The following is a 22,621-nucleotide window of genomic DNA, read 5'->3' on the forward strand; positions in this document are numbered from 1 at the left end:
GGGGGGGCTGCCGGCCCCCATTATCGGGAGCTTGGTCCCAAAAACACCGCGGCCCGCCTTGTCCCGGCCCCGCTGGGAATGTTGCGTTGATTAATGGAAGGGGAAGACGTAGTTCATCCAGCTTGCCATGCGCAGCAGCACCTTGCGCATCACCGAGACGTGGTAAAAATGCTGGGTATAAATGGCGGCCTGACCGCTGGCACCGGCGATCACCTGATACTTGGGCCACTCGGGGTCGGTAATCTTGATGGTGACCGGCAGGCGGCCCGGACGCTGGGCCGTACTCTGATCCAGCAGTCCCATGTTGGCCTGCACGTTGCCGGCGGCGATGGCGGGCACCACTATGGTCACTTCTCCCTTGAAGATCTTGCCCGGGATACCATCTATCACCACCTCGGCCTCATCGCCGATGGCCAGACGCTGCATGCTGTTTTGCCAGAACCAGCCCACATAATAGTTCTCGCTCTGGTGCACAAAAGTCATGACCGGACGGTAGAGGTAGGGGGTGGCAATCATGCCGGGACGCAGCGCCAGTTGCAGCACGAAACCGTCAGAGGGGGCGCGGACCACTGTCTGCTCGAGGTCATACTGGGCCTTTTTCAACTGGGCTTGCACATCGTTGAACAGGGCTTGCTGCTGATCCAGCTGGGAGACCAGATCGTCGACATTGGCCTGACTCACGTCGAGATCCCGCTGCTTGCCGACACCACGGCGTACCAGCTCCTGGGAGCGACCGAGATCCAGCCTGGCGGATCTCAGTCTGGCCTGGATGGACTTGACATGATCCTGATTGGACTGAAGTCGCGCCTTCAGGCTGGCAACCTGTTGTTCGAACGGTTCTGCCTCGATGCGAAACAGCATATCCCCCTGTTTCACCTTCTGGTTCGGCTTGACCGGCACCTCGACCACGCGGCCTTTCACCAGTGGCACGATCGGGGTGGAGACGTAGTAGTTGCGCGCCATCTCCGAGTAGGGGTGGTTGTAGTTCATCAATATGATCAAGGTGCCTATGATGAGCACCCCGCCCAGTGCCGCCGTGGGCACTGTCCACTTGTTGAGAGGAATGCGGAAAATCTTGAACACGGCCACGCACAGTGCCGTGTAGGTCAGGATCAGTAGCAGGTCCATGATTTATCCCTGTTGCTCAGTCTGTTCGATGGTGTTGAGGCGAGCTTTGAGCTCGGCCATTTCCTGCTTGAGCTGTTGTATCTCGTCCTCATCCTGCTGCAGACGCTGGTTGAAGCCCCATCCACGCTCGGGACGATAGAGGGTGGCCCAGATCCAGAGGAAGGGCCAGAGCACGTGCAGGGTAAACAGACTGACCCATCCCGCCACGTGAATGGCATCCTGATGGGGATGCTGGCGGTGTTTGGCTATTTCATAAGGAATATCGTGAATAATGATGATTCCGTAGAACATGACGAGACCTACAAAAAAAAGCAGGCCAAGAGCAAAGTAATCGAGTGACATTTACGCCTCCACAGGTTTGACGCACAGCCGGAGTATTGGATTCAGTTTTTATAAAGCAATCGGGAATAACATGTTCATCGTTTTGGGCACGGAATCTTAAGCGATGTTGTTGTACTGGAGCTTAAGTGGATTCGAAGTCGTCAAAACAGATGGATAGGTCATGGGTGAAAGTCCGTAAAGTCGTATCCATGACAAGGACTTACGGGGGAAGTATGGCATCAGTGGCGCAAAATGAGCAGAGAAAAGGGAGCCGATAAGGCTCCCTTTTTCAATTTATTGAGCAGATCAATTTTCGTTGGTGCTGCTTACCAGTGCCGGTCTGAATTTTACCAGGAAGGCCACCGTCGTCACCAGGGTGCAGGTGAGGCCTATGATGGTGGAAATGCCCATCTCCAGCCCAAAACCTATGGGGGCGTTGGCGAGATAGGTAAACACCACAGCCGTCATGAACATGGCGGGGATGGTGCAGACCCAGTGCAGCTTGCCCTCTTTGATGAGGTAGGCAGCAGCAGCCCACAGCATGATAACTGCGGTGGTCTGGTTGGCCCAGCCAAAATAGCGCCAAATGATGCCAAATTCCGCCTTGGAGATGATGAAGCCAAGGATGAACATGGGAATGGCGATCAGCAGGCGTTTGGCCATGGGTTTCTGGGTCAGGTGCAGGAAATCGGCCACAATCAGGCGGGCACTGCGAAACGCGGTATCGCCGGAGGTGATGGGCAGGATCACCACGCCGAGAATGGCCAGGATACCGCCGACCGTACCGAGCAGGCTGGTGGAGACTTCGTGCACCACGGCCGCCGGACCACCACTGGCCATGGTGGCATTGAGCGCTTCCGTGCTGTCGTAGAAGGAGAGCCCCAGGGTGCACCAGATGAGGGCGATGACCCCTTCACCTATCATGGCGCCGTAGAAGATGAAGCGACCGGACTTCTCGTTTTGCATGCAGCGCGCCATCAGCGGGGACTGGGTGGCGTGAAAACCGGACACGGCGCCGCAGGCGATGGTGATGAACAGCAGCGGCCACAGCGGCAGCTCGGTCGGGTGCAGGTTGGAGAAATCCATCCCTGTGTTGTAGAAGCCCTTGCCGGAGACGATGAGACCAATGATGAGACCGACCGACATGAACACCAGCAAGGCGCCGAAGATGGGGTAGAAGCGGCCGATGATCTTGTCGATGGGTACTATGGTGGCGAGTATGTAGTAGGCAAAGATGGCCACTATCCAGTAGACCAGATCGATGGAGGTGAGGTTGGCCAGGAGGCCCGCCGGGCTCAGCACGAACACCACGCCCACCAGCATCAAGAGCACCACGGCGAACAGGTTCATGAAGTGTTTGGCGGCAGTGCCCAGATGCTCGCCGACCACGGTCGGCACGGAGGCGCCCTTGGCGCGCACCGACAGCATGCCGGAGAAGTAGTCGTGTACCGCGCCGGCGAAGATGCAGCCGAACACGATCCAGAGCATGGCCACCGGGCCGTAGAGGGCGCCCAGGATGGGGCCGAAGATGGGGCCGACGCCGGCAATGTTGAGCAGTTGTACCAGGTAGACTTTCTTGTCCGACATGGGCACATAGTCCACCCCGTCAGCCATGGTGATGGCGGGGGTGGCGCGCTCGGGTTTCGGGCCGAATATCCGCTCGATGAACTTGCCGTAGATAAAGTAGCCTGCGATCAGCAAGCCGACACAGAGGAAGAACCAGATCATTGTTACGCTCCATCATTGTTATTTTATGGTGTGCGTAGCCAGTCTAGAGGGAGGGCCCCCGAAGAGCAGGTGAAACGTGGCGAGCGGCGACATGGCGACCCGAGCGGTCGCTGGCTGTGATCCCGCGCACAATCCCGCGCTGCTATTCGAGCCCCAGCTCGTCTTTGAGCTCCTTGAGGTAACGCCGGCTGACCGGCACCCGGGCGCCGTTCGGGGTAACGATCTCCGCCAGCTGGTTTTCCAGCAGCTGGATCTCGAAGATGGCCCCCGGTGCCACCAGATATTGGCGGTGGCAGCGCAGCAGGGGCGTCTTCTCTTCCAGGGATTTCAGGGTGAGCTGGGTGTGAAACAGCTCGTCCTGGCAGGCGACGTGTACTCCGCCGAGATCGGAGAAGGCGTACTCCACCTGCTCGATGGGCAGCAGCCGCACCCGGTTGTGCAGATAGCCGGGAATGTGGCGGATGGCCGGCGCCAGCGAGGCGATGGGCTGCGGGGTGAGATCCTGCTTGAGGCGAGCCAGCGTCTTGGCGAGGCGTGCCGGCTCCACCGGCTTGAGCAGGTAGTCGAAGGCGTTCTCCTCGAATGCCTGAATGGCGTACTCGTCGAAGGCGGTGACAAATACGATGCGGGGCAGGGGGTCGAGCATGGCCACCAGTGCCATGCCGCTCAGCTTGGGCATCTGGATGTCGAGAAACACCACGTCCGGTTTGAGCCGCTGGATCAGTGGCAGCGCTTCGATGGCGTTGGCCGCCAGCCCCAGGATCTCGATGTCGGGATCGCCCGCCAGGTGCTGGGCCAGCTCCTCGCGGGCATAGGGCTCGTCATCGACTATGAGTGTGCGGATCATGCAATCTCCTGAACATCGTGATGGTGCGTGAACGGCGCGGGATGGGAATGCAATGGATCGGGCAGGCGGGTCATCAGGGGCGAGGGGTAGCTTCTCGTCATGACGCCTCCCTGGGCAGGGTGAACGCGACCCGGGTCCAGCACTCTGGTTCGCAGCTGACGCGGATGCCATACCGGCTGCCGAAGGCGCTCTTGAGGCGCCGATCCACTATGGTCATGCCGAGTCCATCCCCCGCCGGTCCCTCCTGCCAGGTGCCGGCATTGTCCTCCACGCAGATGGTCACGCTCTCCTGACACTCTTCGGCATAAAGACGGATATGGCCCTGCTCCAGCAGGGTGGATATGCCGTGTTTGATGGCATTCTCGATGAGGGGTTGCAGGGTAAAGCTCGGCAGCCTCAGGTCGGCCAGATGGGACGGAATCTCGTTGATGACGGTCAGCCGATCGCCAAAGCGGGCCAGCTCAATCTCGAGATAGGATTGGCAGTGCTCCTGCTCCTCCTGCAGGGTGGCCAGCCCGCTCTGGCGCTTGAGGTTCTTGCGAAAGAACAAGGAGAGGTGCAGCAGCAGCTGACGTGCCCGCTCGGGCTCCCGTCGGGTGATGGCGCTGATGGTATTGAGGGTATTGAACAGGAAATGGGGGTTGATCTGGGCCTGGATGAGCTTGAGCTCGGATTGCACCAGCAGGCGTTGCTGCTGTTCCAGCCGGCCGGTCAGCAACTGCTGTGACAGCAGGTTGGCGATCCCTTCCCCCAGGGTGTGGTTGATCTTGAGGAACAAGCGCTTCTTGGGTTCATACAGCTTGATGGTGCCGATCACCCCCTCGTCGCCGTGCAGCGGGATCACCAGCACCGAGCCCAGCTGGCACTGGGGCGAGATGCTGCAGCGATAGGGCTGACTGTTGCCATCGGCAAACAACACCTTGTTGCGGGCGATGGCCTGCAGGGTGATGGCCGAGGTGATGGGGGTACCCGGCTTGTGGTGATCTTCCCCGGTGCCGATGAAGGCGAGGATCTTGTCGGTATCCGTGATGGCGACGGCGCCGACCCCCGTCTCTTCCTGAATGATGTGGGCAATCTTGTTGCTGGCCTCGGGGGTGAAGCCCTGGCTCATGATGCCGACGGTGCGATTGGCGATGGTGAGCGCCTTGGCGGAGAAGACCCGGGAGAACTTCTCATACATCTGCTGCTGATCGCGGATCATACTGATGAACAGGGCCGCGCCGCAGGAGTTGGCCAGGATCATGGGGGTGGCTATGGTGCGCACCAGCAGCAGGGACTGATCGAAGGGGGTCGCCACCAGCAGTATGATGATCATCTGCAATATCTCTGCGTAGAGGGTGGTGAAGAAGGCGATCCTGGGTTCGAACAGGGCGTTCATCCTGCCAGAGCGCATCAGGCGCCAGTGCACCAGCCCCCCCAGCAGCCCCTCGCAGGTGGTCGAGATGGCGCAGGCGAGGTCGGTAAATCCCCCCAGGCTGTAGCGATGCACGCCACCGGTCAGTCCCACCAGAAATCCTACCAGCGGGCCCCCCAGCAGCCCCCCAGTACGGCCCCGACGGCACGGGTATTGGCGATGGCATCGTCGATATCCAGTCCCACATAGGTACCCAGAATGCAAAAACAAGAAAAAGTGATGTATATCAGTATCTTGTGAGGGAGCCTGACGGAATAGTTGGCCAGAGGGCGCAGCAGCGGACTCTTGGAGAAGAGATATGCGATCACCAGGCTGACACTCATCTGTTGAAGCAGGGAGAGGAGCAACTGCATAAAAAACGTTCCTCAGAGTCCGAGCCGAAAAAAGCGGCAGGCATGAATAAGTGTGATCAGGATCTTGTTCTGCGAGCGACGTGCGCTCGATTGCGGGCGAAGTTTGCCAGAAACGTGCAATAAAACCATATTAAATCAGCATGTTAAATTGATATTTGTGTAATCGCCCAAGGGTTGGTATTGCTGGATGGAGCATGAATGTATCCGCTGGATACGCCACACGGAGGTGGCATGCTCCGCCCAGCCCATTGGCTGGGCGTTTTTTATCCATGGTTGGTAGTGAACCGTTTTGAGGGTAATTGGGCAATTATTCAGGTTTGTCCAATGAGTTATCCCCAGCTTCTGGGGATAACTCAAAAGGCAAAATAGTAACAGAAGCGCCGGGTCAGATTGAAAAACAGCCTTTGTCCCTCATCCAGCTCTTCTTGCTTGATAAATGACTTGATGGTGCGCTCATCCTCCCGCAGATCGACCATGGGCACGGCTTCTGGCCGCTGCGCCTTGATATAGGGCAGCACCTTGGGCTTGAGGGGCATGGTGGGCTCGGTGGATAGCACCAGCGCCACAGAATCGTCGGAGAGCTGCACCAGTGAACCGGGCGGATAGACACCCAATACTTTGATCAGCAGCTTGACCAGATCCTGATCGAACTTCTTCTGCGACAGCTTGTAGAGCTGGCTGATAGCCTGGCTCGGAGCAGCCGGGGTCGCGCTGCTGCGTGGGTGCAGCAGTTCGTCATAGTAGTCCACCAGTCCGATGATCCGTGCCAGTGGCGGGATCTCGCCGCCCTTGATGCCGAGGGGAAAGCCACTGCCATCGAGCCGCTCGTGGTGCAGATGGGCCACCTGGCGGATCTTGGGCTCAAATGCCTGCAACTGGGTCAGCATTTCCAGCCCGTACTGGGGATGCATATTGAGAAAGTTCTGCTCCGACTTGTTGAGATCCCCCCGCTTCTGGGTGATCTGGCTCGGGATCTTCAGCTCTCCGATGTCGTGTACAAGGCCTGCCAGCCCCGTCTCTTCGATCTCGATGGGGTTCATGCCGAGTTCCCGGGCCATCAGCATGGCGATGAAGGCCACGTTCAGGCTGTGCTGCAGCAAGATGTCGGTGTGTGGGCTGCGAATGAGATGCAGGCCAAGCGGCCCCTCGTGTTCACTGATGCGGGCGGCGGCGTTGCGCACTATCTGCGCCGTGTTGGCCAGTCCCTCGTCAGGCTTGAGGTTGAGGGCCCCCAGCGCATCGCGCAGCTCGGACATGGATTGGCCAAAGGCCTTGTCGGCGGCGCGCAGGGAACGGCGGAAGGCTTTCTCGTCGAAGGGAGGGGGGCCCGTGTCTATGACCTCGTCGATGATCGACAGATCGGGGCTTGCAGAGGGAATATCACCGCGCAAGATAGGTTCTATGGGCAGGTCACTCTTGTCCGGATCCACCATCAACAGATTGAGGTCGAGATGGCGAATGATGTCGAGTTGCTGCTGATCCTTGATCTTGAAGGCACTAAACATAAAAGGGTGGTTGGTCCATCCCGTGGGGAGATGGATGTAGTGGCCGATCCGTAACTGCTCTATCGAGGCTTGTATCAGCGCCATGTGCTAACTCGCATTTCATGAATGCCTACCAACAAGCTAGCAAAATTAAAGAGATAGACAAACAAAAAAGCCCGCGCATGTGCGCGGGCTCTCGAGTTCAAGTCTGATTATCAGGCTTTGGATTTCTTCTTGCTGTCCACCTTGGCCTCAACCTTGGCTTCTACCTTGGTTGCTGCCTGAGCTTCCTCGGTAAAGGGGCGGCCGTAGTAGGTATCCATCAGTATGGCTTTGAGCTCGGTGATCAGCGGGTAGCGCGGGTTGGCGCCGGTGCACTGGTCATCGAAGGCTTCCAGCGCCAGCTGATCAACCTTGGCTAGGAAGTCGGCTTCGTTCACGCCAGCTTCACGGATGGAGGACGGGATGCCCAGAGTGGCTTTCAGCTCGTCCAGCCAGGTCAGCAGTTTCTCGATCTTGGCCGCGGTACGGTCACCTGCAGCGCTCAGACCCAGATGGTCAGCCACTTCGGCGTAACGACGGCGAGCTTGCGGACGGTCGTACTGGGAGAACGCAGTCTGCTTGGTCGGGTTGTCGTTGGCGTTGTAGCGGATCACGTTGCTGATCAGCAGGGCGTTGGCCAGACCGTGCGGAATGTGGAATTCAGCACCCAGTTTGTGCGCCATGGAGTGGCACACACCCAGGAAGGCGTTGGCAAACGCGATGCCGGCGATGGTGGCTGCGTTGTGTACTTTCTCGCGAGCAACCGGGTCGTTGGCACCGTTCTGGTAGCTGGACGGCAGGTACTCTTTCAGCAGTTTCAGGGCTTGCAGCGCCTGACCGTCGGAGTACTCGTTGGCCAGTACGGAAACGTAGGCTTCCATGGCGTGAGTGACCGCATCCACACCACCGAAGGCGCACAGGGACTTGGGCATGTTCATGACCAGGTTGGCATCCACGATGGCCATGTTCGGGGTCAGCTCGTAGTCAGCCAGCGGGTACTTCATGCCGGTGGCATCGTCGGTCACGACCGCAAACGGGGTGACTTCAGAACCGGTACCGGACGTGGTGGTGATACAGACCAGTTCGGCCTTCACGCCCATTTTCGGGAACTTGTAGATACGCTTGCGGATGTCCATGAAGCGCATGGCCAGGTCTTCGAACGCAGTATCCGGGTGCTCGTACATGACCCACATGATCTTGGCCGCATCCATCGGTGAACCACCACCCAGCGCGATGATGACGTCAGGCTTGAAGGAGTTCGCCATCTCGGCGCCCTTGCGGACGATGGACAGAGTCGGGTCAGCTTCTACTTCGTAGAATACTTCCACTTCCATGTTCAGCTTCTTGAGCAGACGAACCACGTCGTCGGCATAGCCGTTGTTGAACAGGAAGCGGTCAGTGACAACCATTGCACGCTTTTTGCCTTCCAGATCACCGAGGGCGATCGGCAGGGAGCCACGACGGAAATAGATGGATTTCGGAAGTTTGTGCCACAGCATATTTTCTGCCCGTTTTGCGACTGTCTTCTTGTTGATCAGGTGCTTGGGACCGACGTTCTCGGAGATGGAGTTACCACTCCAGGAGCCGCAACCCAGGGTCAGGGAAGGAGCAAGAGCGAAGTTGTACAGGTCACCGATACCACCCTGGGTGGAGGGGGTGTTGATCAGGATACGGGCGGTTTTCATCTTGTCGCCGAAGTATCTGATACGGTCCTGGTTGCGATCCTGGTCGGTGTACAGACCAGAGGTGTGACCGATACCACCGATGTTGACCATGGTGCAGGCCATCTCGACGGCTTCTTCGAAGTTCTTGGCGCGGAACATACCCAGAGTCGGAGAGAGCTTCTCGTGAGCGAACTCATCTTCAGCGCACAGTTCCAGGCCTTCACCAATCAGGATCTTGGTGGTGGCAGGCACGGTCACGCCAGCCATGGCAGCGATCTTGGTGGCCGGCTGACCGACGATATCTGCGTTCAGCGCGCCGTTGATCAGCAGCACTTTACGTACCTTGTCCGCTTCATCTTTGGACAGGATATAGCCATCGTGGTTGGAGAAACGCTCTTTCACCTGGTTGTAGATGGCGTCAACGACGATGACGGCTTGCTCGGAAGCACAGACCACACCGTTGTCGAAGGTCTTGGACATCAGAATGGAGGCGACGGCACGTTTTACATCGGCGGTTTCGTCGATGACGATCGGCACGTTACCGGCACCTACACCGATGGCAGGCTTGCCGGAAGAGTAAGCGGCTTTCACCATGCCCGGGCCACCAGTGGCCAGGATCAGGTTGATGTCGTTGTGCCTCATCAGCGCGTTGGACAGCTCAACAGACGGTTGATCGATCCAGCCGATGATGTCTTTCGGCGCACCGGCGGCAACGGCTGCATCCAGTACCAGCTTGGCAGCGGTATTGGTGGAGTTCTTGGCTCGTGGGTGCGGGGAGAAGATGATGGCGTTGCGGGTCTTCAGGGAGATCAACGATTTGAAGATCGCGGTAGCGGTCGGGTTGGTGGTCGGAACGATACCGCAGATGATACCTACCGGCTCGGCGATGATCATGGTGCCCATCTCGTCATCCTGGCTCAGGATGCCGCAGGTCTTCTCATCTTTGTACGCGTTGTAGATGTATTCGGAGGCGAAGTGGTTTTTGATAACCTTGTCTTCGATGATACCCATACCGGACTCTTCCACGGCCATCTGGGCCAGGGGGATACGGGCATTGCTGGCGGCCAGGGCGGCGGCACGGAAAACCTTGTCTACCTGCTCTTGCGAAAAGCTGGCGAATTCACGCTGTGCTTCTTTGACGCGGGTGACCAGTGCATCCAGTTCAGCCAAATTGGTTACTGCCATGTTTATCTCCTGATGATTTGAAAACTGTTTAGTAAGAGCTTGGCAATGCCCGGCAATTATAGTCGCCCTGTCAAGGCGAGAATCACTATAAGGGGGTATTTACATGCCTTACTAAATTGCTTTCTGAGTCGATTATAGAGCGGGGCTGACTCAGAAAAACTTGATCTGGATCATGTGTAACAAAAGAACAAAAGAAATTTTGTTTCACAATACATGTTTTCCGGATGTTACGCGAATGTAGAGTAGAGCGAAAACGGGATGAACGGTGCGTGAACAGGGCTCCACGCACCATTTTTCAAGCAGTTAGCACTATTACGTCCCAGTGTCCCCGGGTAGGGGCCAAGGGCAGTATGGGGGCTGCATTGTGATAGAAACGGCGATCATCCAGGATCAAATACCCACCAGCGTTTAATTCTTGTTGGAAAAATGGTTGTTCTTTTAATCCATGATAGAGCTGAAGTGCACCACCGCTGACTCCCTCGCTGCCGCAAAAGAACACGCCGATGAAGTCGAAACCATCCTGATGGACGCCCTCCGGTGCAGGAGGCACGCTCTCACCCTGGCCTGTGGTGATCCGCATCTGGTGAATGCCGATCGCCTTGCCATCCGCCAACCGGGTATGGCGGGCAAAACGGGTCAACATCAGCTGGAAGGTCGGGTGGGCGACGAAGGCGGGATCCAGCTCGGCATAGGTTCTGGGCACATCCCCGAGAAACTTGTTGATGGCGGCGGCCTGAAAAAAGACGCCGTTGTCGAGGGGGAAGAAGCGTGAGCCCTCTTTCTCGACGCGGCCATAGCGACGTGCCCGAAAGGAGCCCTGGATATAGGGATCGAGCGGCAGTCGCTCAAAAAAGCCGAGCAGGGGGTCAACCGTGCCTGCTGGCAGCGAATCCAGGTGCCATTGCAACTTGATGTCCGTATCAATCATTACAAAATCCTTGTTTTCTGAAATGAAATGTTGCGCCAAAACTCCGTGGCCGCATAAAACTCGAAGCGATTTTACCAGAATGTTAAATGGCGACAATGTTTATTAACAAATCAATATGTTGAATTTTGGCGATACATTAGAGGAACTAACTGAAAAGCCACGGAAAGGGTGAGATTATTTGATTGGTGAAGGTTGAGGGCATGGTGTAAATTTACGCTCGGTTTATCGGGGTGGCCCGCGTGGCTTTGCTTATTTCTGGATGGCGCCTATGGCAGCAATTGACGTCTCTTTATATCTGAAGTTTTTCATCGGTTTGTTTGCGATCATCAACCCGCTTGGGTTGCTGCCGGTTTTTGTCAGCCTGACCAGCCATCAAACGCCGGAAGAGCGGATGAAGACCAACACCACCGCCAATATCGCGGTGATGATCATCCTGCTGGTCTCCATGTACATGGGGCAGCTTATTCTGGATGGTTTTGGCATTTCGCTGGCCTCGTTCCGCATTGCCGGCGGGTCGCTCATCACCCTGATCGCCTGGTCCATGCTGCAAGGCAAACTGGGGGAGGTGAAGCATAACAAGCAGGAGAAAGGAGAACTGGCCGCACGGGAATCTGTCGCTGTGGTGCCGTTGGCACTGCCGCTGATGGCGGGCCCGGGTGCCATCTCTTCATCTATTGTCTACGCCAGCCAGAGTACCTGGTCCCAGATGCTGGGTATGTCACTGGTGGTGATGGTGTTTGCCTTTTGCTCCTGGCTCATCTTCCGCGCCGCTCCCTTGCTGTTCAAGCTGATGGGCAACACCGGCATCAACGTGGTTACCCGGATCATGGGTCTCATCATGATGTCGCTCGGCATCGAGATCATGGTGGCGGGGATCAAGGGGGTCTTCCCAGGATTGATGTGATTCAGGTCTGTTTTGTCGGAGCCGGTCCTCGTGACCGGCTTTTTATTGTTTCTTTTTGGTTGGTCATTTCCTAGAATCGAGCGGGTTTGTATAAAAAACGTCCATTGCGGGATATTTAAATTCTGAATAATTGGTCAAAAGCTGCTTTTTTGACCATGAAGTCTAGCTATGCCTGACGATATCTATTGCATTATCAGAAATGTCAGGGAATTATGCTGGCAGCGGGGTACTTATCTCGTTGATGGACAAATGCATGGAATGTTCTTGTGGAGTATGGAAATGACTCATAAAAAAACAATGATTAATACCCTCTTGGTGGCAGCACTGTTCGGCGGTGTCAACGCGGCACAGGCCGCCGATGTTCCCGCAGGCACCAAACTGGCTGACGTTCAGCAGCTGGTAAAAGGTAATGGCTCCGAGCCTGCCACCCTAGACCCGCACAAAACCGAAGGAACGGTTGAATCCAATATTCTGCGCGACCTGTTCGAAGGTCTCGTTGCCTCCGGCCCCAAAGGGGAAATCCTCCCCGCCATGGCCGAGTCCTGGGAAACCAAGGACAACAAAAACTATGTGTTCCACCTGCGTAAAGACGCCAAGTGGTCCAACGGGGATCCCGTTACCGCTCACGATTTCGAATTTGCCTTCAAGCGGGCCGTCGATCCGAAAACCGCCTCTCCCTACTCCTGGTATCTGGAGATCCCGACCATCGCCAACGCTTCCGACATCATCGCCGGCAAGAAGCCTGCCGATACTCTGGGCGTGAAAGCGGTCGATGACTATACCTTCGAAGTGCAGCTGGAGAAGGCTGTACCCTATTTCGTCAGCATGCTCTCTCACACCACCACCTACCCGGTGCCGAAGAAGGTGATTGAGAAGTACGGTGACAAGTGGACTCAGCCTGGCAACATGGTATCCAACGGTGCTTATAAGCTGAAAGACTGGGTGGTGAACGAGCGTGTGGACGTCGAGCGCAATCCCAACTACTGGAACAACGCCAAGACGGTGATCAATACCGTCACCTACCTGCCGATCCAGTCCACCAACGCCGAGCTGAACCGTTATCTGGCCGGTGAAGTGGATCTCACCTACAACATGCCCATCGAACGCTTCAAGCAGATGAAGAAAGAGCTGCCGAATGAGGTGAAGGTGAGCGGCTATGTTGGTACCTACTACTACCAGTACAACTTCAAAAAGAAACCGTTTGATGACGTGCGGGTGCGTACTGCCCTCTCTTACGCCATCGACCGCAATGTGATTGCCGACAAGGTGATGGGCAAGGGCGAAACCCCGGGCTACACCCTGGTGCCTGATTTCGTTGACGGTTTCAAGCCGGTGGCACCAGCCTGGTCCAAGCTGACTCAGGCCGATCGTGACGCCAAGGCGAAAGCGCTGCTGACCGAAGCCGGTTTCGGCCCAGACAAGCCGCTCAAGTTCGAGCTGCTCTACAACACCGACGACAACCACAAGAAGGTAGCGGTTGCCGTGGCGTCCATGTGGAAGAAGCTGGGTGTGCAGGTGAGCCTGGTGAACCAGGAGTGGAAAACCTACCTGGAGACCAAGAAGCAGGGCCAGTTTGATGTGGGCCGTGCCGGCTGGATCGCCGACTATAACGAAGCCTCTTCCATGCTGGATCTGATGCAGACCACTCACGGCAACAACGACGGCAAATACTCCAATCCGACGTTTGACAAGCTGATGAACGAGTCACGCAACCAGGTGGATGCCGATGCTCGCAACAAGCTCTATGTCCAGGCTGAAGAGATCCTGGCCCAGGACATGCCGATTGCGCCCATCTATCAGTACGTGACCTCCCGCATGGTCAAGTCCTATGTGGGTGGCTACCCGGCCAACCCGCTGGACAACCTCTACAGCAAAGACATGTACATCATTGCTCACTGAGTAAAATAACAAGTCGCATAACAAGCAGGCCCGCCGGACGGCGGGCCTTTATTACAACCGCGACCCTTTGGAAGCAGTACAGGACAGGAATTGTCTATGTTGAAATTCATTCTCAAACGTCTACTGGAAGCGATCCCGACTCTGCTGGTCTTGATCACCGTCTCCTTCTTCATGATGCGTTTCGCGCCAGGTAACCCCTTCACCAGCGAACGCGCACTGCCGCCGGAAGTGCTTGCCAACATCGAGGCCAAATATGGCCTGGACAAGCCCATCGGCGTGCAATACCTCACCTATCTGGGCAACCTGGTGCAGGGCGATCTGGGCCCTTCCTTCAAGTACAAGGACTTCAGCGTCAATGATCTGGTGAGCCAGGCGCTGCCTGTTTCCGCCAAGATCGGGAGCGCGGCTTTCGTCTTTGCCGTCTTGCTCGGGGTAACTTTTGGCACCATAGCAGCCTTGAAACAGAACACCCTCATCGACTATCTCTTGATGTCGTCGGCCATGGCCGGGGTGGTGATCCCGGGCTTCGTGCTGGCACCCTTGCTGGTGCTCTTCTTCAGTATCTATCTGGGCTGGTTCCCGGCTGGTGGCTGGCAGGGGGGCGGGGTGCAATTCATGGTACTGCCGGTATTTGGCATGATGATGTATTACATCTCCGCCATCTCGCGCATCATGCGCGGCAGCATGATCGAGACCATGAACTCCAACTTCATCCGTACCGCCCGCGCCAAGGGCCTGCCGCTGCGTCACATCATCCTCAAGCACGCGCTGCGCCCGGCCATGCTGCCGGTGGTCTCCTATCTGGGCCCGGCCTTCGTCGGCATCATCACGGGGTCCGTGGTGATCGAGACCATCTTCGGTCTGCCGGGGATTGGCCAGCTGTTCGTCAACGGTGCCCTCAACCGTGATTACTCCATGGTGCTCGGTCTGACCATTCTGGTCGGTGCCCTCACCATCACCTTTAACGCAGTGGTCGATATTCTCTATGCCTTTATCGATCCCAAGATCCGTTACTAAGTCGGGAGTACATCATGGTTGTCACAACTGAAAAACGCGAAGCCGTCGAGGCGTTCGCCCAGCAAGTGGAAGTGGTGGAAGGACGCTCCCTGTGGAAGGATGCCCGTCGCCGTTTCCTGCGCAACAAGGCCGCGCTTACCAGCCTCATCATACTGACCATCATCGGTCTGGCGGTGATCGTGGGACCGCATCTGTCCCAATACACCTTCGACGATCCTGACTGGGGCGCCATGCAGGCGGCTCCGGACATGGAAACCGGCCACTGGTTCGGCACCGACAGCCTGGGGCGCGATCTGTTCGTGCGCACCCTGCTTGGCGGGCGCATCTCGCTGATGGTCGGCATCATGGGGGCCATGGTGGCCGTCATCATCGGCACCCTCTACGGCGCGGCCTCCGGCTTCATCGGCGGTCGGGTCGACAGCCTTATGATGCGGGTACTGGAGATCCTCAACGCCTTCCCCTTCATGTTCTTCGTGATCATGCTGGTGACCTTCTTCGGCCGCAATCTGGCGCTCATCTTCATCGCCATCGGGGCGGTGAGCTGGCTCGACATGGCGCGGATCGTGCGAGGCCAGACCCTGAGCCTCAAGAGCAAGGAGTTCATCGAGGCGGCTCACGTCTGCGGCGTTTCCAAGTGGAAGATCATCACCCGTCACATCGTGCCCAACGTGCTGGGTATCGTGGCGGTCTACGCCACCCTGCTGGTGCCGGGCATGATCATGTTCGAATCCTTCCTGAGCTTCCTGGGGCTGGGCGTACAAGAGCCCATGACCAGCTGGGGCGCTCTGCTGGATGAAGGCTCCAAGTCGATGGAAGTGGCCATCTGGCAACTCCTGTTCCCCGCCGGTTTCATGGTGGTGACCCTGTTTTGCTTCAACTTCCTCGGGGATGGTCTGCGTGACGCCCTCGATCCGAAAGATCGCTGAGAAAGCGGCGAAGGAGCGCTGAAACAACGCGTCGAAGGGCCGCAGAGTGCGGCTCAATCGGGCGGATAGCGCATCGGATCGACAGGAAAACGTCACGAAAGATCGATAAGGAGTTTTTATGAAATTACTGGATGTAAAAGATCTGCGGGTCGAGTTCAAGACCCCGGACGGCAATGTGGTGGCGGTCAACGACCTCAACTTCTCCCTCGCTGCGGGCGAGACCCTGGGGATCGTCGGTGAGTCCGGTTCGGGTAAATCCCAGACCGCGTTCGCCATCATGGGGCTGCTGGCCAAGAACGGCGTCATCACCGGCTCGGCCAAATTTCAGGGCGACGAGATCCTGAACCTGCCGGAGCACAAGCTCAACAAGATCCGCTCCGAGAAGATCGCCATGATCTTCCAGGACCCCATGACCTCGCTCAATCCCTATATGAAAGTGAAGGATCAGCTGATGGAAGTGCTGATGCTGCACAAGGGGGTGAGCAAGGCCGAGGCGTTCGAAGAGTCGGTGCGCATGCTGGATGCGGTCAAGATCCCCGAGTCGCGCAAGCGGATGAACATGTACCCCCATGAGTTCTCCGGTGGCATGCGTCAACGGGTGATGATCGCCATGGCCCTCTTGTGCCGGCCACAGCTGCTGATCGCCGATGAGCCGACCACGGCGCTGGACGTGACGGTACAGGCCCAGATCATGACGCTGATGAACGAGCTCAAGCGCGAGTTCAACACCTCCATCATCATGATCACCCACGACTTGGGCGTGGTCGCCGGCATCTGTGACAAGGTGTTGGTGATGTACGCCGGTCGTACCATGGAGTACGGCCGGGTGAACGACATCTTCTATCGCCCGAGCCATCCCTATACCGAAGGCTTGCTGCGCGCCATTCCCCGCCTCGACACCGAAGGGGAAGAGCTGCCCACCATCCCGGGCAATCCGCCCAACCTGCTGCGTCTGCCCACCGGCTGCCCCTTCCAGGAGCGCTGCCACCGGGTGAGCGAGATTTGCGGTCAGCAATCACCTGTTCTGACGCCGTTCAACGACGGCCGTGAGCGGGCTTGCCATTGGGTATCGGATGCCATGATCAAGGGGGCGAATTAAATGGGTACTGACAAGAAACTGCTGCTGGAAGTGTCCGACCTCAAGGTCCACTTCAGCATCAAGAGTGACAGGGCCTGGCCCTGGGCCAAGCCCTCGGCGTTGAAGGCGGTAGACGGTGTGACTCTGCGCCTGTATGAAGGGGAGACCCTGGGCGTGGTGGGCGAGTCCGGCTGTGGCAAATCCACCTTCGCCCGTGCCCTGATAGGCCTGGTGCCTGCCACCGACGGCAAGGTGGTGTGGCTGGGCAACGATCTGACCAAGCTCGACCAGAAGGCGCTGCGGGAGAAGCGCAAGGAGATCCAGATGATCTTCCAGGATCCACTGGCCTCCCTGAACCCGCGCATGACCATAGGCGACATCATCGCCGAGCCGCTCGTCACCTTCTATCCCAACCTATCCACAGCGCAGGTGAAGGAGAAGGTACGCGCCATGATGAGCAAGGTGGGTCTCTTGCCGAACCTGGTGAACCGCTACCCGCATGAGTTCTCCGGTGGCCAGTGCCAGCGTATCGGCATCGCCCGGGCACTGATCCTGGAACCCAAGATGATCATCTGCGACGAGCCGGTCTCGGCGCTGGATGTCTCCATCCAGGCGCAGGTGGTCAACTTGCTCAAGGCAATCCAGAAAGAGATGGGATTGTCGCTCATCTTCATCGCCCACGACCTGTCCGTGGTCAAACACATCTCGGATCGGGTGCTGGTGATGTATCTGGGCAACGCGGTGGAGCTGGGGACTCGCAAGGAGATCTTCGCCAATCCCCTGCACCCCTACACCAAGGCCCTGATGTCGGCCGTGCCCATTCCAGATCCGGATCTGGAACGCAGCAAGGTCATCCAGATCCTGGAGGGGGACTTGCCATCCCCCATGAACCCGCCGTCCGGCTGTGTATTCCGCACCCGCTGCCCGGTAGCGGGCCCCGAGTGTGCCAAGACTCGTCCCATGCTTGAGGGGAACTTCGACCATGCGGTCTCTTGCCTCAAGGCAGATCCGCTCTGACGGTGGTTTGTTGAACGTGTTTGCGGGGCACCCTGGTGGTGCCCCGATTAATTTTGGCAAGAGGTGAAGATGTCTCTTGGCGTTATCTTTGGCCGCTGTTACTATCCGCGCAACAAGGGGAGTAACTTCTCGCCGGTTTGTCGTCATTACGGTGCACCCATATCCTGCAGTGCACCCGGCAGCCGGGCAGTTGATGCAAATCAGCTGTAAGTGAGACCTTGCCGAGAGGCAAGGTGTATCTGCTCCAAAAGCAAACCCATGCCTCTCGGTCGTGGGTTTTGTCGTATTTGGGAGAAGTGAAAATGGGTGAATGGTGGATGTGGGCCGGTTTCTTCAGCATAGTGCTGGTCCTGTTATGGATTGATATTCGCTTTGTCGGTGGTGGCAAGGCGCACAAGGTGTCGCTCAAAGAGGCGGGCATCTGGTCCCTTATCTGGATCAGCGTGGCACTGCTCTTCAACCTGGCCATCTGGTTCTGGCTGGATCACAGCGCAGGTCGCGAGATCGCCAACCAGAAAGGGCTGGAGTTCCTCACCGGCTACCTGATCGAGAAGGCGCTGGCGGTGGACAACGTCTTCGTCTGGCTGATGCTGTTTGGCTACTTTGCCATTCCGGCCGAGCTGCAGCGCCGGGTGCTGCTGTACGGGGTGCTGGGCGCCATCGTGATGCGCGCCGGTATGGTGTTCGCGGGCAGCTGGCTCATCGAGCAGTTCCACTGGATCCTTTACCTGTTCGGCGCCTTCCTGCTGCTGACCGGGGTCAAGATGCTGTGGGCGGCCGACAAGGAGCCAGACCTCGCCAACAATCCGCTGCTGGGCTGGATGCGACGTCGTTTCAAGGTGACCGAGACCCTGGAGGGAGAGAAGTTCTTCGTTTGGCGTGATGGTGTGCGCTACGCGACGCCGCTGCTGCTCATTCTGGTACTGGTGGAGGTGAGCGATCTCATCTTCGCGGTGGACAGCATTCCGGCCATCTTCGCGGTGACCACGGATCCCTTCATCGTGCTGACCTCCAACATTTTCGCCATCATGGGCCTGCGTGCCATGTACTTCCTGCTGGCCGGGGTGGCCGAGCGCTTTGCTCTGTTGAAGTACGGTCTGGCGCTGATCCTGATGTTCATCGGGGTCAAGATGCTGCTGCTGGATATCTTCAAGATCCCGACTGGCATTGCGCTTGGCGTAGTTGCGCTGATCTTGCTGACCTCTATGGGACTGAGCCTCTTCGTGACCCGTAAAAAAGCGGCTTGAATGCGCATACCATAAAGCACTGACAACAAGGGCTCCCGCGGGAGCCCTTTTTCATATCGCGTTATCAGCGCTTGAGTTTCTTGGGGTTGGTGTAGCCCCAGATGGTGTACATGTCCGCCAGCAAGGCGCCGTTATACTCCTCCAGATCCGCCTGTTTCACTTCTGCCTCACCCTGACGGCCAAACAGCACCACCTCATCACCGGGTTTGACCCCCTTGAGATCGGTCACGTCCACCATGATGGTGTTCATGGAGGTCTTGCCGACTACGGGCACCTTCTGACCCTGGATAAGCACATAGGCTTTGTTGCTCAGTGCACGGCGATAGCCGTCGGAATAGCCCAGCGGCAGGTTGGCAAGCCAGGAGTCGCGCTTGAGGGTGAAGGTGCGGTCATAACCGACGGTGTTGCCGGCCGGGTAGTGGTTGACGGAGGCAACCTGGGTCTTGAACGCCATCACCCGCTTGTATTCGGTGTAGGAGGGGATGGAGTCACCGTAGAGCAGGCCGCCCGGGCGCACCATGTCAAAGTAGGCGTCCGGCACTTCCAGGGTGGCGAAGGAGTTGGCCGCGTGGATGGTGAGCTTGCTGCGATCCAGCTTGCCTGCCTCGATCAGCCACTGGGAGTCCAGCTTGAACTGGGCCAGCCCCATCTTGACGTCCTCTTTCTCCTCCACCGGGAAGTGGGTCATGATGCCGACCGGGGTGATCCCCTTGAGTTTGAGCATGGCCAGTGCATCGGCCTTGGAGTCCGCCAGACGCAGGTCGATGCCGTTGCGGCTCATGCCGGCGGAGTTGAGACCGATATGCACCGGAATATTGGTATGGTGACGCTGGGCGATCTCGGCGATGCCCTGGGCGCTCACCAGACTGCCTATGAGCTCTTCCATCTTGTAGGGCAGGGCCTGCTCCACTTCGTCCGGGGTGGCAGAGCGCACTCGCATCAGACGGCCGGTGAAGCCCTTCTCACGCGCCACGCGGGCCTCTTCGTTGCTGGCGATGCCGATGCAGGGGATGTTGGCCTTGACCACCGACGGCACCAGCAGGTCGATGCCATGACCATAGGCGTCAGCCTTCATGATGGCGCAGATCTGCGGGCCCTTGTCACCGAGGCGATCCTTGAGGGTCTGGATGTTGTGCTCGAAGGCGCCGAGATCGACTTCCAGCCAGGCATTGCTGGCGGTTTGTACCTCGCCATTGCGATGATCGTTTGCCAGCGGCAGATAGGGTGCGGCGACGGCCTGACCGGCCAGCAGGCCCAGGATCAAGGTGGCCAGCAGTGTCTTCTTGTGCATGGGGTGGTTCCTTTTTTATTGTTGGTGTTGAGGTACATGACGGCCTGATCGCGGCCTGTGTCATGCAGATGGGATAAAGTGTAGCCAAGGCATTGTTATTGTTATGAACTTTGTCAATTTCCTGCGGCATTATTCCCGTGGGAAGTGTATCGCAAGGTGTCGATTGTGGCACCTGTCATGGGAGTCAATAGATGATAGATCTGGAGTGTCGTGTTCCGCCCGTGCTGTTGTTCGGCGTCGTGGCGCTGGGCATGGTGGCGTGGGGTGGAACCGGGGAGGGATGGCCCGTCCTCGCGCTGTTGCTGGTGCTGCTGGGAGGATTGTTCGGATTTGGCGCCTTGCTGCGTTTTCGCCGCCAGGGCACCACCGTCAGTCCGATGCGGCCGGAGCAGGCCAGTGCGCTGGTGACGGGCGGGCTATACCGTCTCAGTCGCAACCCCATGTATTTGGGGCTGGTCTGCTGGATGATGGCGCTGGCCTGCTATCTGGGTGGCACGAGCGTCTGGCTTGGGCCACTGCTGTTGTGGGGCTGGCTCGACCGCTTTCAAATCGTGCCGGAAGAGCGGGCGCTGCAGGCTCGCTTTGGTGACGCTTATGCCGATTATTGCCGGCGGGTGAGGCGCTGGTGCTGAGGCCCGCTGTGTCGTCATGAGGAATAAGAAAACGGCCCGCATCAGCGGGCCGTTTTGTATCTTGCTGGCGGGAGAAATCACGCCTTGGCGGTATCCACCTCACCCAGCGGCTCGGTTTCACCCAGGCTGTCTTCGGTCTTGGCCACCACGCTGGCGGCGATGGCGTTGCCCAGCACGTTGGTGGCGGAGCGACCCATGTCGAGGAAGTGATCTATGCCGAGCAGCAGCAGGATACCGGCTTCCGGAATGTGGAACTGGTTGAGGGTGGCGGCGATGACCACCAGGGAGGCGCGCGGCACGCCGGCCATCCCCTTGGAGGTGACCATCAACAACAGCAGCATGGTGATCTGCTGAGCCAGAGAGAGCTCTATGCCATAAGCCTGGGCGATGAACATGACCGCGAAGGTGCAGTACATCATGGAGCCGTCCAGGTTGAAGGAGTAGCCCATGGGCAGCACGAAGCTGGCGATGCGCTTGTCACAGCCGAACTTCTCCAGTCGATCCAGGGTCTTGGGATAAGCGGCCTCGGAGCTGGCGGTGGAGAAGGCCAGCAGTATGGGCTCGCGGATCATGGCCAGCAGGGTCAGCACGCGGCGGCGAATGAACAGGCTGCCCATGGCGATAAGCAGCAGCCAGAGGCAGGCCAGGGCCAGATAGAACTGGGCCATGAAGGTGCCGTAGGTGGCGAGGATGCCGAGCCCTTCCTTGGCAACCATGGCGGCGATGGCACCGAACACGGCGAACGGCGCGAAGTTCATCACGTAACCGGTCACTTTCAGCATGATCTCGGCGGCACTGGCCATCAGCTTGACCACGGGTTTGGCGGCATCGCCCAGCGCGGCGGCGGCCAGCCCGAAGAAGAGGGAGAACACTACTATCTGCAGGATCTCGTTGGTGGCCATGGCCTCAACCACGCTTTTCGGAATGGCGTGGGTGACGAAGTCCTTGAGGGAGATGGCGCTGGCGACTACGCCGGAGCTGGCGGCATCATCCGGCAGGGAGAGGGAGAGACCCACGCCAGGTTGCATCAGGGTGACCATCACCAGACCCAGGGTCAGGGAGAGCAGGGAGGCCAGCATGAACCAGCCCAGGGTCTTGGCGCCGATACGGCCCACGGTGCGGGTATCGCCCATCTTGGCGATGCCGACCACCAGGGTGGTGAAGACCAGGGGGGCGATGATCATCTTGATCAGTCGCAGGAAGATGTCGGTCAATATGGTGATGTCACTGGCAAAGCCAGCGGCCTGATCCGGGGCAAACATGCGATAGCCCTGACCAGTCAGGATGCCAACCAGCATCGCGATGAGGATGGCAACCGTCAATTTATTCATTTTCATGGGGGGGTCCCAGTTTTGATAAGTGCAAAGCGTTTGGGGTGGCAGGGGTGCCACTTCAGTCCGTTTTTGTGATCCGGGCCGTAGATTCCTGACAGCCGGTGTGCTGGCAGCATGCCTAATACGGGGGGGTAAATCCAGAGCCTTGTAGCAGAATTTTATGTTGCCATTAGTTGTATGTG

Annotated in this window: 17 protein-coding genes and 1 pseudogene; 8 read left to right on the plus strand and 10 right to left on the minus strand. The window is 58.0% G+C overall.

Features of this window, described 5'->3' with window-relative positions:
* Nucleotides 1–90: 90 nt before the first annotated feature.
* The 8 genes and pseudogenes from ACW5XD_RS07430 to ACW5XD_RS07465 form a co-directional block, all read right to left on the minus strand.
* Nucleotides 91–1,128, minus strand: coding sequence for an HlyD family secretion protein (locus ACW5XD_RS07430; RefSeq protein WP_456494328.1), 1,038 nt, complete (start codon nt 1,126–1,128; stop codon nt 91–93).
* A 3-nt stretch (nt 1,129–1,131) separates the two neighbouring features.
* Nucleotides 1,132–1,470 carry a DUF3302 domain-containing protein gene (locus ACW5XD_RS07435; protein ID WP_456494329.1) on the minus strand — a complete coding sequence of 113 codons (339 nt, stop codon included), beginning with the start codon at nt 1,468–1,470 and terminating at the stop codon, nt 1,132–1,134.
* Nucleotides 1,471–1,755: 285 nt separating this feature from the next.
* Nucleotides 1,756–3,177 carry a carbon starvation CstA family protein gene (locus tag ACW5XD_RS07440; protein WP_456494330.1) on the minus strand — a complete coding sequence of 474 codons (1,422 nt, stop codon included), beginning with the start codon at nt 3,175–3,177 and terminating at the stop codon, nt 1,756–1,758.
* 142 nt (nt 3,178–3,319) lie between these two features.
* A complete protein-coding gene (gene btsR / locus ACW5XD_RS07445) occupies nt 3,320–4,024 on the minus strand; it encodes a two-component system response regulator BtsR (protein ID WP_456494331.1) in 705 nt (234 codons plus the stop codon).
* Nucleotides 4,025–4,121: 97 nt separating this feature from the next.
* Nucleotides 4,122–5,791, minus strand: a pseudogene (locus tag ACW5XD_RS07450) (LytS/YhcK type 5TM receptor domain-containing protein).
* Between the two features lie 353 nt (nt 5,792–6,144).
* Nucleotides 6,145–7,380, minus strand: a complete 1,236-nt coding sequence (locus ACW5XD_RS07455; RefSeq protein ID WP_456494332.1) for an HD-GYP domain-containing protein — start codon at nt 7,378–7,380, stop codon at nt 6,145–6,147.
* A 110-nt stretch (nt 7,381–7,490) separates the two neighbouring features.
* Nucleotides 7,491–10,166, minus strand: coding sequence for a bifunctional acetaldehyde-CoA/alcohol dehydrogenase (gene adhE, locus ACW5XD_RS07460; protein WP_456494333.1), 2,676 nt, complete (start codon nt 10,164–10,166; stop codon nt 7,491–7,493).
* 295 nt (nt 10,167–10,461) lie between these two features.
* A complete protein-coding gene (locus ACW5XD_RS07465) occupies nt 10,462–11,094 on the minus strand; it encodes a 2OG-Fe dioxygenase family protein (protein ID WP_456494334.1) in 633 nt (210 codons plus the stop codon).
* A gap of 268 nt (nt 11,095–11,362) precedes the next feature.
* On the opposite strand from ACW5XD_RS07465, the gene ACW5XD_RS07470 reads away from it, so the two are divergent.
* From ACW5XD_RS07470 to ACW5XD_RS07500, 7 genes are all read left to right on the plus strand, one after another.
* Nucleotides 11,363–11,998 carry a YchE family NAAT transporter gene (locus ACW5XD_RS07470; RefSeq protein WP_456494335.1) on the plus strand — a complete coding sequence of 212 codons (636 nt, stop codon included), beginning with the start codon at nt 11,363–11,365 and terminating at the stop codon, nt 11,996–11,998.
* Between the two features lie 279 nt (nt 11,999–12,277).
* Nucleotides 12,278–13,897 (plus strand): ABC transporter substrate-binding protein, encoded by a 1,620-nt coding sequence (locus ACW5XD_RS07475; RefSeq protein ID WP_456494336.1) that lies wholly within the window; start codon nt 12,278–12,280, stop codon nt 13,895–13,897.
* Nucleotides 13,898–13,993: 96 nt separating this feature from the next.
* Complete coding sequence (gene oppB, locus ACW5XD_RS07480; RefSeq protein ID WP_456494337.1) at nt 13,994–14,914, plus strand: oligopeptide ABC transporter permease OppB; 921 nt, start codon at nt 13,994–13,996, stop codon at nt 14,912–14,914.
* Nucleotides 14,915–14,928: 14 nt separating this feature from the next.
* Nucleotides 14,929–15,840, plus strand: coding sequence for an oligopeptide ABC transporter permease OppC (oppC, locus tag ACW5XD_RS07485; protein ID WP_011706428.1), 912 nt, complete (start codon nt 14,929–14,931; stop codon nt 15,838–15,840).
* Nucleotides 15,841–15,958: 118 nt separating this feature from the next.
* Nucleotides 15,959–16,939 carry an oligopeptide ABC transporter ATP-binding protein OppD gene (oppD, locus tag ACW5XD_RS07490; protein ID WP_456494338.1) on the plus strand — a complete coding sequence of 327 codons (981 nt, stop codon included), beginning with the start codon at nt 15,959–15,961 and terminating at the stop codon, nt 16,937–16,939.
* Complete coding sequence (gene oppF / locus ACW5XD_RS07495) at nt 16,940–17,935, plus strand: murein tripeptide/oligopeptide ABC transporter ATP binding protein OppF (protein WP_456494339.1); 996 nt, start codon at nt 16,940–16,942, stop codon at nt 17,933–17,935.
* 302 nt (nt 17,936–18,237) lie between these two features.
* Nucleotides 18,238–19,182: a TerC family protein gene (locus ACW5XD_RS07500; protein ID WP_456494340.1), complete on the plus strand. Its 945-nt coding sequence runs from the start codon at nt 18,238–18,240 to the stop codon at nt 19,180–19,182.
* Nucleotides 19,183–19,246: 64 nt separating this feature from the next.
* Here ACW5XD_RS07500 and alr read toward each other — a convergent pair whose 3' ends face one another.
* Complete coding sequence (gene alr, locus ACW5XD_RS07505; RefSeq protein WP_456494341.1) at nt 19,247–20,473, minus strand: alanine racemase; 1,227 nt, start codon at nt 20,471–20,473, stop codon at nt 19,247–19,249.
* A 191-nt stretch (nt 20,474–20,664) separates the two neighbouring features.
* On the opposite strand from alr, the gene ACW5XD_RS07510 reads away from it, so the two are divergent.
* Nucleotides 20,665–21,105: a methyltransferase family protein gene (locus ACW5XD_RS07510; protein ID WP_456494342.1), complete on the plus strand. Its 441-nt coding sequence runs from the start codon at nt 20,665–20,667 to the stop codon at nt 21,103–21,105.
* A gap of 77 nt (nt 21,106–21,182) precedes the next feature.
* Here ACW5XD_RS07510 and ACW5XD_RS07515 read toward each other — a convergent pair whose 3' ends face one another.
* Nucleotides 21,183–22,442, minus strand: coding sequence for a dicarboxylate/amino acid:cation symporter (locus ACW5XD_RS07515; protein ID WP_042869686.1), 1,260 nt, complete (start codon nt 22,440–22,442; stop codon nt 21,183–21,185).
* Between the last annotated feature and the right edge of the window lie 179 nt (nt 22,443–22,621).

The organism is Aeromonas enterica, assembly GCF_054052465.1.

Excerpts from the sequence above, each read along its gene's own strand:
- ACW5XD_RS07430 (WP_456494328.1), bottom strand. The coding sequence starts at position 1,128 with ATGGACCTGCTACTGATCCTGACCTACACGGCACTGTGCGTGGCCGTG.
- ACW5XD_RS07435 (WP_456494329.1), bottom strand. The coding sequence starts at position 1,470 with ATGTCACTCGATTACTTTGCTCTTGGCCTGCTTTTTTTTGTAGGTCTC.
- ACW5XD_RS07440 (WP_456494330.1), bottom strand. The coding sequence starts at position 3,177 with ATGATCTGGTTCTTCCTCTGTGTCGGCTTGCTGATCGCAGGCTACTTT.
- btsR (WP_456494331.1), bottom strand. The coding sequence starts at position 4,024 with ATGATCCGCACACTCATAGTCGATGACGAGCCCTATGCCCGCGAGGAG.
- ACW5XD_RS07455 (WP_456494332.1), bottom strand. The coding sequence starts at position 7,380 with ATGGCGCTGATACAAGCCTCGATAGAGCAGTTACGGATCGGCCACTAC.
- adhE (WP_456494333.1), bottom strand. The coding sequence starts at position 10,166 with ATGGCAGTAACCAATTTGGCTGAACTGGATGCACTGGTCACCCGCGTC.
- ACW5XD_RS07465 (WP_456494334.1), bottom strand. The coding sequence starts at position 11,094 with ATGATTGATACGGACATCAAGTTGCAATGGCACCTGGATTCGCTGCCA.
- ACW5XD_RS07470 (WP_456494335.1), top strand. The coding sequence starts at position 11,363 with ATGGCAGCAATTGACGTCTCTTTATATCTGAAGTTTTTCATCGGTTTG.
- ACW5XD_RS07475 (WP_456494336.1), top strand. The coding sequence starts at position 12,278 with ATGACTCATAAAAAAACAATGATTAATACCCTCTTGGTGGCAGCACTG.
- oppB (WP_456494337.1), top strand. The coding sequence starts at position 13,994 with ATGTTGAAATTCATTCTCAAACGTCTACTGGAAGCGATCCCGACTCTG.
- oppC (WP_011706428.1), top strand. The coding sequence starts at position 14,929 with ATGGTTGTCACAACTGAAAAACGCGAAGCCGTCGAGGCGTTCGCCCAG.
- oppD (WP_456494338.1), top strand. The coding sequence starts at position 15,959 with ATGAAATTACTGGATGTAAAAGATCTGCGGGTCGAGTTCAAGACCCCG.
- oppF (WP_456494339.1), top strand. The coding sequence starts at position 16,940 with ATGGGTACTGACAAGAAACTGCTGCTGGAAGTGTCCGACCTCAAGGTC.
- ACW5XD_RS07500 (WP_456494340.1), top strand. The coding sequence starts at position 18,238 with ATGGGTGAATGGTGGATGTGGGCCGGTTTCTTCAGCATAGTGCTGGTC.
- alr (WP_456494341.1), bottom strand. The coding sequence starts at position 20,473 with ATGCACAAGAAGACACTGCTGGCCACCTTGATCCTGGGCCTGCTGGCC.
- ACW5XD_RS07510 (WP_456494342.1), top strand. The coding sequence starts at position 20,665 with ATGATAGATCTGGAGTGTCGTGTTCCGCCCGTGCTGTTGTTCGGCGTC.
- ACW5XD_RS07515 (WP_042869686.1), bottom strand. The coding sequence starts at position 22,442 with ATGAAAATGAATAAATTGACGGTTGCCATCCTCATCGCGATGCTGGTT.